Source organism: uncultured Roseobacter sp., from assembly GCF_947488185.1.
Classification (GTDB): domain Bacteria; phylum Pseudomonadota; class Alphaproteobacteria; order Rhodobacterales; family Rhodobacteraceae; genus Roseobacter.
This window is the reverse complement of sequence record NZ_CANKYM010000012.1, coordinates 1-9,960: the sequence shown is the minus strand read 5'-3', so window position 1 is coordinate 9,960 and position 9,960 is coordinate 1. Positions and strand designations below refer to the sequence as shown.

The window sequence follows — 9,960 nt, the reverse complement described above, 5'->3', positions numbered from 1 at the left end:
GTCGCGGAACAAGAGGGCCGCGCTATCTCAGAGCGCACCAAGGCGGCGCTGGCGGCGGCAAAGGCGCGGGGGGTCAAGCTAGGCTGGTCTATCCCTGAACGGGCTTCTGAGCAGCGTCAGGCGGCACGCAAAGGCGCGGCGGCGGCAAAGGCGCGGGCGCTCGCCCATGCTGAGAACGTGTTGCCGGTGGTCGAGCAAATCAGGGCAGGGGGCGCATCCCTTCGCCAGATCGCGGCAGAATTGAATGCGCGGGGGATAAAAACAGCACGGGGCGGCAAGTGGTACGCAACCACGGTGTCTAACGTGATCCGGGCGAGTGTTGTTTGTGACGCCAAAGCCTGACCTCGTGAAAGTAAAAACCCCACCTTCGCAGGTGGGGTTCAGTTATCCATTGATGACATAATCGTACGCCTTTCGCACCAAGTGGATTAGTAGCCGGATCAGAAGGAACCTGATCAGCCATTTGACGAAACGGATTACCGTTTCATCAACACTGGCGACGAGTCCCGTATCCTGTTTGTGACGCGTTTCAGCATTTTGGACCTCTCTTTCTCATGTGGGCCTGACCATCAGCGCCCTTCATAAACCCAAGTTACGCCCCCAAAAGGCCCGAATCAAGCACGTAAAAAGCACGCAATACCTGTGAGGCACGGTAGGATACGAGTTCTGCGGATATCGAATTGATAAAAGTACATCGGAGTGACGCCAGGATACGAAAAATCGCACATGGTGTACTTAAATTGTCATTGATGTGAGCACAGAAAAATGTAACGAAAGGGCACCGAAAAAGCACCGGCGCTGTGCGGCGCAGGTGCTTAGTTCATTGAAACGAGGGAAAAATGACCAAGAAGAATGAAGCGGCAACGATCCGAAAGAATGTGAGCCTTACCCCAACGTCCAACAAACGGATGCAGATCATCCGGGCTGCAACCAACTCGAACACAGATGCCGACGCCTTGCGCCATGTCCTGGACATATATGATGAGCTGATGACCAAGCAGCTCGCCGGGTACGAGATTCTTCTTGAACCGAAAGATGGAAACGGCAGAACCATTCCGTTCCGTACACTCTATGATCCGCGTGCAGTTGAGGTTGCTCATGCGGTTCCGGCGTAGTGATTTCCGAAAGGGTACGCGTTGGCCAAGTTTGATTTATTGATCGATTGTCTGAAGTTTCCACATAAGATGATAAAGCAGAGAGAGGTTGTCGATAGCAACCCATCGCGAGGGCGCAAAGCCCTCATAGAAAGCGGTGTGCTGCAGGACAGCTTCCCGAATTTTTTTCAGATGGGATTTCAGGCGCAGGCATTCGTTGACATTGAGATGACGAATGAATCGGATCAGTCAAAAGTGACAGATGATTTGCACGGGGTGCCCGGTGTCATCATGATCTATACGGTGTTCGGCAATGTGGATGTACGTTGCAAGGTAGTGGGACGGAACCTCAAAGAAGTAGAATCCGTTGCAACAACGATCCGAAAACTGGACGGCGTTCAAAAGGTTACGACATCCATTGTGGTTGACGAAATGGACAATAAGAAAATGCGGGTAAACTGGGCGTCGTTGCTAGAAGAAAACAGAGAACACATTGATCCGTCCACCTAGTCGCCTCGCTGAGATATTTGAAGCCTCGCACTGGATCTTAGGTTCATATTGAGCGCGTGCTTTCGTTACTCGATAACGTCAGGCGGCAACGTTTCCTCAACGGTCCCGGTGATCCGCGCCTTGCGGCCCACGCGGGGGCGTTGGAGCTCGGCATAAGCGGCTTTCCGGCCCTCAATGTCCTTCGCACCCCAGCCGATCATAACGCCGGTCACGCGCCGTCCGGTTTTCTCAGGCAGCACGGTCACGGTGAAGTCTGACAGAGCGTTCACTTCAATGAGCGCAGGTTTGATCGCGTATTGGTTCAGATTGCCAAAGGTTTCCAGCTTCCCAGGCTCTACGCCTAAGAGTTCCCGGAAGTCGTCCAGGGCGAACCGTTCAGTGAACACATGCTTGAGCCGCACACGCCGCGCCACGGCTTCATAGAGGGCCAGGGCATACTTCGAGGTGAAGGCCCGCAGCACTTCCAGCTCCAGCTTGGCAAATACGGTGGAATCCTTGAGCAGCAACGCCAGCTCGGGCGGGATCGAGTATTTCAGATTGCCGCGTTTCCGTTTCGGGTCTGACAGGTTGTTCCAGCCCAGGAGCTGCACACGGTCGGTCGAGCCGTCCGGGCGCTGGATCGTCACCACGGTCGTCATGAGGGCTTCAATCGACTGCACAAGCCGATCATTGCTTTCGTGCGTTTCTCTTAGGTCAGCAACCGCGATTTCAAAGCGCCTACCTTCCGACGCCAGGTCTGGCCCAAAGGCATGGCGCAACAGCACGTTGAACAAGCGCCGGTCTGCCAGCGTCAGCCTGGACGCGCCCTTAACTTCGATCAGCTCGGCAGGTTTCACCATCTCGCCCATGTTCGGGGCGACATCGAGCGTCCGCTTATTATTAGTTTTGGGGCGGGTCGATTCTGACAAAGCATTTCCGTTAGCTGGCGATTCGACCAAAACTAAGATTAAACCGGTGTCAGAGGCAAGGTTTTGTGTCTCGATTCAGACTGCGCACAAACCGCCCGATTCCTAAGCAATAACCGCCCCAAAACTAATTGATAACCGCCCCAAAGCTAATCCGTCCCCGCCCGATTCCTAAGAGTTTGGCGGATTTCTCTTTTCAGATCAGAGCATTGCGCGCCCCGAAGTAAGAAGATTCTAGAAGAAAAAGAAGAAGAACGATCACAGCACAAATGCGGATTTACGTAACTGCATAATCTCCGCCATGTTCGACCTTTGTTCCTTGAGCTGTAGCTGCCAAAACACTACAATGGCTCGTATCTGCTCACACATGGACCGCAAGATATGGACATTTCGCCCCTGCTCACCGTGGCTGACTTCTGTCAGGCCGTAGGTATTAGCCGATCAACCTGGCACAAACTCAAGCGCCAAGGCGCAACACCCGCCGTTGTCACCATCGGCGGCATTCAACGCATCCGAAAGGAAGCGGCTGAGGCATGGCTCGCTGAGAACGAAACAAGAGGCAGCACCATCCACTAATAACATCTTGCCTGGTCGAAATGGGAGGAGCGGCGGGCGCATCGAGGCTAAGAAACTGGACACGCAATTTACCGCATCAGGTTCTAACGGAACGGCTGAAACGCCCGAGTTACGGAAGCGGCCTATATATATAGCTCGCGCGTTACCTATACCGTATGGTTCCCACCAGAACCCACACAGCAACACAGAAGTGAACAAGGACGGGCAAGGGGCGGCTCCCAGCCCCGCAGCCGCAGCCCGTCCTCTGGGCGCGGTAGTCAGCGAGATCGCCAAGACGATCCAGCCACCAGAAAAACGCACGGACAGTTTGCCGGTAGGTTCGCAGGCCAATTTCATGGAAGCGGCGAAGTGCGCGGCCATTCTCGGTTTCCCGGTTAACACGCTACTCACGGTTCGATGGTCGTCGCTCTACCATCACGACAACACCAATCCCCTCTTTGCACAACCATCCGTCGAGCGAATTGCCTACCTGGTCGAATTGCTGAGAAAATGGATCGGCGCACGATGTCGAGGCGGCTTCCAGTATCTTTGGGTGCGCGAAACAACCTCAGAGCTGGGCGAACACTGGCACCTCGCCTTTCATCTGCCACGCGGGAAGCAAAGGGCCGTCGCGTCCTATCTCTCCGATCTTCTTGGCGAACCCTTAGACCATACGCCCCGCACCAAGGCGCAAGGTCAGACCGAAGGCGAATTTGCATGTAGCGTCTGGGGGTCATGGCATCTGGCCAAGGACACCCACCCAGACCGATCCGGCTTTTACCTCGCAGCCTATCTTGGGAAGGGCGAACCATCAGAACGCATGTTTCGTGGCAAACTGGTCCCGAACACCCGCAAGCTGGTCAGGGGCCAGGCATTCGGTGGCCGTGAAAGGTCTGGCAGATACGACGCGCCGCAAGGCCAGATCAGAGGCACTACGGCACTCAAGAAACGGTTCGACATTGCCCGTCCGCTCAAACAAGCCATGAAAGCGCGTCAGAGCGGCGATCTAAGCGGTATGAGGGCTTGATGTTTGTTTAGGGGTGCCAAATGCGGAAAGGGCGCTCAGCGGCGCTCTATGCGCGTCTCAGGGGCATCTCCGGAAATACCCGTTTCTAAGCAAAAGCAACTGGGAGCCGGTAACGGGCAAGTTTCCAAATGATTTCGGCAAAATCTGAGGTGAGGCATGGGCGGCGTAGGTAGCGGGCGACACTGGCAGTTCGGGGCAGACACGACAGACGACTACCGCTCGATTGATATTCGGTGGCTGAAACGTGAGGGGCTTTTGGATTCCGGGATCAGTCGCAGCATCACCTGGTCGCGCGGTGGCGAGGTGACAGGTTCAATAAACATCCAGTCTGAGCCGGGGCGCGTGATCCTGGACTATCGCCACCGGGATCGAGGCGGGGAATGGCAACCCGAACGCTATCCCATCTATCTCGACACCACGCCCTGCCACATGGGCGGCGAGCGGCATTGGTTTCTCTGCCCTGCCCGTGGGTGTGGTCGGCGTGTCGCCATCCTCTATGGCGGGGCAATCTTCGCCTGCCGCCACTGCTACCGGCTGGCCTACCCCTCTCAGCGCGAAAAGCCGGGGGACCGAGCTGCACGGCGAGCAGATCGCATTAGGGACAAAATGGGCTGGCCTGGTGGCATCCTAGAAGGCGGTGATTGGGGCAAGCCCAAGGGGATGCACTGGCGTACCTATGAGCGTCTTTGCTGCGAACACGACGCCCTCTCAGATCGCGCCCTGATCGGGATCATGGATCACCTGAACCGCCTGACGGGCCGTTTCTAAAATAGGCTGATTTAGACAGGCTGACCTGCGGCCATGCCCGCCTCGTTCTGTTTGGCGAAGGTGGCAGGAAATAAGGCGGCTTTCTTCGCATCCTCACAAGCCCCAGAAATGAGGGTCAGACCTTGGTAGGATATGGCGGTTGTATGCGCTTTTTGTCCCACCTCCCATCTGAGGGTAAAAATGATGGGGGTGAAACTGGCAGGAAATAAGGGCTCTATGTTCACCCCCTAGTCAGTTCGAGAAACCTTTGTTTTCCAAGGGTGTAATCAGTTTTCAGTGTGAAGATGGAAAACACCCCGGATTGACCGCCTCAAAGGCGCATTTCCCGGTGCATCAGAAAGCCCCAAACCGCCCCGATAAATGGGGTCGGTTCGGCTTGGGGCTTTCCAGAATGCAGGAAAGAAACGGCGAAGCTTTTCACCGGCCCAGAATCGATTTGACCAGCCATCCCATCAAGGTATTTGGAGCATTCAGAGCCAAGCCCCAGATTACCAAGATGGCAAAGAAGCCAAACAACAGCAGCATCACCAAGGCGTACAGAGCGCCTCGTGTTGTCTGCGTCTCAATGGACACCAGAAAAGTTTTGAACTTGATCGGATCGTTCTTTGGATTATCCGGCATGACGGCCTCCGCACATTCATTTGAATGCCGGTCTGTCATGGGATCACCGGCGTGTGCGGCAAAACTGCCGTACATCCAGAAACCGGCCAATGCACGCAGTTTGGCAGGCCGTCAGCGCTTAGGGGTTAAAATCTGTTTTCCGTTATCAAGGAAAGGCTTGGCAGGTCACGACGCCCGTCTGCGCCGCCTTTTCTTGGTTGGTTTGGCCAAGAGCGGGTCTGTCATTTTTTCATAGAGCTGGAACAAATGTTCTACGCGGTCACGCTCGGATTTGAACGCGGCCTTCCGATAGAGCCGGTCTACCGCCTTGTCATTGGCTTGGTGAGCGCGGCGCAGATCGGCAGGCATAATGTCGGGATCATAGAGGTCGGCCAAGCTGGCGTCTGGATAGTTGGCGCGGGCGTCAAGGATCGCCTGGGCATGTAGGTCGAGCTTGCTCAGATCATCGCCTGGCGGCATCGGGAAGGTGTTATAAACTAGCCCGATGGTGTAGCGATAATCGCTCTTGAGCCTGCCGCCTACGTTACGCAACCACGCCATGTGCATGGCAGACTGTAGCAGCGCGAATTGCGCGGGTGTTGCACTCGCCATGATCCGCACAAGATTGCTGGGCACGATTGGAGGCTCAAGGAAGCCGATTGGTGCATATTCCCGTCGTTCGGAGCTGACTTCGGGCATCACCAGAAACGGCGCATCCGGGATTCTGGTCACATGAAATGCGGTCGGTGTCTCTGCCAAGGCCAAAGACGACATGCCGGGTTTCTTGATTGAGTCCGGGTCTTTCCCTTTAGCTGGGATATTCCCTAGGCGGTATTCTCGCACCTGCCCCACCACGGCTTTGCTCAAAGGCATCGAGCGAAAATCCTGTGGCGGGATCAGCGAGGCGCAGAGGATGTGACGGTCTCCCCCGTTCAGAAACTCACGTGCGCCGATGTAGGGGCGCAGATAGGGCGCGGCTTGTGGTTCCTGGGCCAGAAAGGCGTCCCGTTCTTCGCCGGAAAAGATGAAATGCCCGCCGTCGATAGGTTTTGAGCCGATGATGAGCTTGGGCAGTCCGTTAATCGGCTTGCTGGCTTCTTTCACCACCAAATGCGGGTTGGACAAGGTGCTGGCGTCGATAAGGTAGGGCGAGATCGCGGCGTGCCGTGTCTCGATGGGATCGCCCTTGATGTCGGGGTAGCTGAACAGGCGACGGTCCTTTCTGGCACTTACGCGGGGTTCCAACCCTAGCACCACCACATGCACCGCAGCTTTGCCTCGCGCCTCTGATCCCCAAGCGAAGGTGCGATGTGCAAAAGCAATTTCGAAGCCGTGCCGATCAAACAAAATCGGCCAAAGCTGCGCTACCTGCTCCCCTTGCGTGATCGAATTGGTGGATACGAAGGCCGTAGGTGCGCCAAATGCAGCCGCCTTGATGAACCAGGCACATACATAGTCCAGCGTTCCACCAGTCTTACCCAAGGCGGCGATGCTGCGTACCTGGGCGCGTTGTTCGTCAGATTGATACTTCGCCCCGACAAAGGGCGGGTTCCCAATGATATAGCTCAGATCGTCAGGGGCAACGGTGGTCCAGTTTGTTTCAAGCGCATCGGCATGAACGATGTTTGGGGATTTCCGCAGTGGTATCCGCAGGAACGCCGCGCCAAATTCCAAGCTGGCCTGCGTGTTCATGATGTGATCCATCATCCACATGGCGGTTTCGGCAATCCGCGCCGGAAATTCTGAAAACTCGATCCCATAGAATTGGTCCACATCCAGTTTGAGCAAGGATTGCAGGGGCAGTTCGGTCGCTCCGCCCTTCATGCGTGCCAGCTCAGCACGGTAGATTTCCCGCAGCACCTCAATTTCCAGAAGCCGCAGTTCCCGGTAGGTGATAATCAGAAAGTTGCCGCAACCACAGGCGGGATCTAGGAAAGACAGACCGGCCAGCTTGTTATGGAACGCGCGCAGCAGTTTGACGCGGTTTTGTTTCCTTGCTTTCAGCGTTTCAAACTCTGCCCGTAGGTCGTCCAGAAACAGTGGCCCAATGACCTTGAGGATGTTTTTTTCGGTGGTGTAATGCGCCCCAGCTTTGCGTCGTTCTTCTTTGTCCATGACTGACTGGAACAACGACCCAAAGATCGCTGGCGAGATACCGGACCAGTTGAAGCGGCTGGCTTCGATCAGCCTTTCACGCATTTCAGAGTTGAAGGCGGGCGTGCGGATGGGGTCTTTGAACAGGTCGCCATTCACATAGGGAAAGCGTGCTAGGTCTTCGTCCAAGTTCGCTTGGCGCTCATCCTCTGGCGTGTCCAAAACCTCAAAGAGCTGCGCAATCATTGGCCCAGTGTCTGAGCCATCTTCGCGGGTGCATGTTTCGAGGTAATCCAGAAAAATATCGCGGGGTTCAAAAATGCCGGTGTCGTCAGCAAAGAGGCAGAACACCAAGCGCGTCAGAAATACTTCGAGCTGGTGGCCTTTGTAGCCGTTCGCCTCAAGCGCATCATGCAACCGCCCTACTAGCTCGGACGCCTCGATGTTTACCGGGTCTTGGTCTTTGAAACTCCGCTTTTCCATGCCCATGATGAAGCCGAATTTCTCGATGTGATCCGGCAGGTCAGCGAGGGCGAAGGTCGTTTCTTCGCGGGTGTCCCGATCTAGCAGCTCAAATGTTTGGAAGTCGCAAAGAAGCTGGAAGCGGGGGCGTTCGGTTTCTTTCAGAGCGTCGAAGTATTCACCGGCTTGGGTGGCGGCTTTGGTCAGATCACGCCCCGCCGACTTCTGTTCCACCAAGAGAACACGCGGCCAGAACAGATCAATGAAGCCGGATTTGTTGTTCAGCTTCCGGACGTGTTCTTCATAGCGGGCAACAGATCGGCGCTCTACGCCAAAGATCGCAAAGAAGTCGTTGTAGAAGGTTTGAGTCTCACCCTTCTCATATGTGGCATCGGCGTAGGTGCGCGCGAAGTTGGCTGCGCGGGTGCGGATTTCGTTAAAGCTAAGGCGCAATCGTAATTCCTTATTTACGTAAATACATAATCACGCATCTGCGCGTTTCAGGTAATCGGCTAGTGCGGCCTCTAAAATGGCTTGGTGCGTTTGGTCTGTTTCGGCAGCGTGAAGCCTCAGGCGCTTGTATGTTTCGCCATCGAGGGCAAGCGTCAGCCGCTTCTCACCCGGTCGCTTCGCCGGTTTCTTATCCGGAGCTGCACCCTGCCCTGCCCCGCGTTGCGGTATCCCGGTATCCGTTGGGCGACTTTCGGTGTTCAACAGGCCATCGAGGGCCACGGGTTTCTTAGCCATCCAGAATCCCTTTCACGTAATCCCATACGGCGGCAATCTCTGCCCCCGCCTTCTGGTCAGTTGTCTCTGATACCCCCTGCCCGGTCGCGCCGGTTTCTGCATAGGCGACACGTTGAGCGATATTCACCGGGGCAACCCTGCCGTGTTGCGCCAGAACGCGGGCGGCTTCTTCTGTGATCCGCGCACGCGGCGTCTGAGACAGGGCAAAGGCGAACGGCACCTTCGCAGCATTCACGGCGGCTATGGTCGCGCCCACGGCCCGAAGATCATCAGGGGAAGGCCGAACCGGGATCAATACCAGGTCAGCCGCCCCAAGCGCCTCAGATAGCCATTCTGGGGCTGCTGGTGGCGTGTCGATTATGCAGAGGTCAAATTGCGCCTTGGCAGCGTCTAGTGTGGCGCGTAGCGCGTGAGGGGCAGGGTCACGGTCCAGCATCGCCGGGGTTTCAGCTTCGCGGCTTTCCCACCATCCTCTGAGTGAGCCTTGTGGGTCCAGATCGAGGCAAAGCACCTTCCGGCCATCCAGGGCAGCGGCCACGGATAGGTTTCTACAAAGCGTTGTCTTGCCTGCTCCGCCTTTCTGGGCGGCGATTAGTATCGTTTTCATAGTTCGGGACGCTATCGCAAATGTGCGAGGCCGCAAACGCATAAATTCATAGCTACGCACTTGCGTAAATACGTAAATGCACGCATATGTATAAGAACACAACGGACGTAGGGTTTTTATACACCTAATAAAACCTGAGAATGTTGAGGAATGTTAAGGTTGAGAGGCCCGCGCTATGAAATTCGTCACCTATCTTCGCGTATCAACAGAACGCCAGGGCCAGAGCGGTTTGGGGCTGGAAGCACAACGCGCGGCGGTTGCGGCGCATGTCCTAGGCCGGGGCGAGGTCGTGGCTGAGTTTGTCGAGGTCGAAAGCGGCAAGCGGTCAGATCGCCCGGAGTTGGCGCGGGCGCTGGCAGAGGCGAAGCGGGCAGGGGCCGTGTTGCTCATTGCAAAGCTGGATCGTCTCGCCCGTAATGTGGCCTTTATCGCAAACCTTCTGGAAAGCGGAGTCGAGGTCACGGCGGCGGATATGCCCGAAGCCAACCGTTTCGTGCTGCACATTATGGCAGCGGTCGCGGAACAAGAGGGCCGCGCTATCTCAGAGCGCACCAAGGCGGCGCTGGCGGCGGCAAAGGCGCGGGGGGTCAA

General features: G+C 56.1%; 12 protein-coding genes. 7 read left to right on the top strand and 5 right to left on the bottom strand.

Annotated features, from left to right (window positions below):
- The 3 genes from Q1A52_RS22805 to Q1A52_RS22795 form a co-directional block, all read left to right on the top strand.
- A partial coding sequence (locus Q1A52_RS22805; RefSeq protein WP_300020155.1) for a recombinase family protein occupies positions 1–342 on the top strand: 342 nt, incomplete at its 5' end.
- 497 nt (positions 343–839) lie between these two features.
- Entirely contained in the window at positions 840–1,115 is a 276-nt protein-coding gene (locus tag Q1A52_RS22800) for a hypothetical protein (RefSeq protein WP_300020153.1), read from the top strand.
- A gap of 21 nt (positions 1,116–1,136) precedes the next feature.
- Positions 1,137–1,604 (top strand): Lrp/AsnC ligand binding domain-containing protein, encoded by a 468-nt coding sequence (locus Q1A52_RS22795; RefSeq protein WP_300020151.1) that lies wholly within the window; start codon positions 1,137–1,139, stop codon positions 1,602–1,604.
- A 65-nt stretch (positions 1,605–1,669) separates the two neighbouring features.
- On the opposite strand, the gene Q1A52_RS22790 is transcribed toward Q1A52_RS22795, so the two are convergent.
- Positions 1,670–2,512 carry a replication initiation protein gene (locus Q1A52_RS22790; protein ID WP_300020149.1) on the bottom strand — a complete coding sequence of 281 codons (843 nt, stop codon included), beginning with the start codon at positions 2,510–2,512 and terminating at the stop codon, positions 1,670–1,672.
- Positions 2,513–2,890: 378 nt separating this feature from the next.
- Here Q1A52_RS22790 and Q1A52_RS22785 point away from each other — a divergent pair, with 378 nt between their 5' ends.
- From Q1A52_RS22785 to Q1A52_RS22775, 3 genes are all read left to right on the top strand, one after another.
- Positions 2,891–3,085, top strand: a complete 195-nt coding sequence (locus Q1A52_RS22785; RefSeq protein WP_093734546.1) for a helix-turn-helix domain-containing protein — start codon at positions 2,891–2,893, stop codon at positions 3,083–3,085.
- 190 nt (positions 3,086–3,275) lie between these two features.
- Positions 3,276–4,091, top strand: a complete 816-nt coding sequence (locus Q1A52_RS22780; RefSeq protein ID WP_300020147.1) for a hypothetical protein — start codon at positions 3,276–3,278, stop codon at positions 4,089–4,091.
- Positions 4,092–4,247: 156 nt separating this feature from the next.
- Positions 4,248–4,859, top strand: coding sequence for a hypothetical protein (locus Q1A52_RS22775; protein WP_300020145.1), 612 nt, complete (start codon positions 4,248–4,250; stop codon positions 4,857–4,859).
- Between the two features lie 417 nt (positions 4,860–5,276).
- Here Q1A52_RS22775 and Q1A52_RS22770 read toward each other — a convergent pair whose 3' ends face one another.
- The 4 genes from Q1A52_RS22770 to Q1A52_RS22755 form a co-directional block, all read right to left on the bottom strand.
- Entirely contained in the window at positions 5,277–5,570 is a 294-nt protein-coding gene (locus tag Q1A52_RS22770; RefSeq protein ID WP_300020143.1) for a hypothetical protein, read from the bottom strand.
- 75 nt (positions 5,571–5,645) lie between these two features.
- Positions 5,646–8,468: a DNA methyltransferase gene (locus tag Q1A52_RS22765; protein WP_300020141.1), complete on the bottom strand. Its 2,823-nt coding sequence runs from the start codon at positions 8,466–8,468 to the stop codon at positions 5,646–5,648.
- A gap of 30 nt (positions 8,469–8,498) precedes the next feature.
- On the bottom strand, positions 8,499–8,762 hold the full coding sequence (locus Q1A52_RS22760; protein WP_300020139.1) for a ribbon-helix-helix protein, CopG family: 264 nt from the start codon (positions 8,760–8,762) through the stop codon (positions 8,499–8,501).
- Positions 8,755–9,369, bottom strand: coding sequence for a ParA family protein (locus Q1A52_RS22755; RefSeq protein WP_299971690.1), 615 nt, complete (start codon positions 9,367–9,369; stop codon positions 8,755–8,757). The genes Q1A52_RS22760 and Q1A52_RS22755 overlap by 8 nt, the downstream gene beginning before the upstream one ends.
- Before the next feature lie 175 nt (positions 9,370–9,544).
- Here Q1A52_RS22755 and Q1A52_RS22750 point away from each other — a divergent pair.
- Positions 9,545–9,960: recombinase family protein (locus tag Q1A52_RS22750; RefSeq protein WP_300020137.1), on the top strand; the 416-nt coding region annotated here is incomplete at its 3' end.

Coding starts and splice junctions, on each gene's coding strand:
- Q1A52_RS22800 (WP_300020153.1), top strand. CDS start 840: ATGACCAAGAAGAATGAAGCGGCAACGATCCGAAAGAATGTGAGCCTT.
- Q1A52_RS22785 (WP_093734546.1), top strand. CDS start 2,891: ATGGACATTTCGCCCCTGCTCACCGTGGCTGACTTCTGTCAGGCCGTA.
- Q1A52_RS22775 (WP_300020145.1), top strand. CDS start 4,248: ATGGGCGGCGTAGGTAGCGGGCGACACTGGCAGTTCGGGGCAGACACG.
- Q1A52_RS22760 (WP_300020139.1), bottom strand. CDS start 8,762: ATGGCTAAGAAACCCGTGGCCCTCGATGGCCTGTTGAACACCGAAAGT.
- Q1A52_RS22755 (WP_299971690.1), bottom strand. CDS start 9,369: ATGAAAACGATACTAATCGCCGCCCAGAAAGGCGGAGCAGGCAAGACA.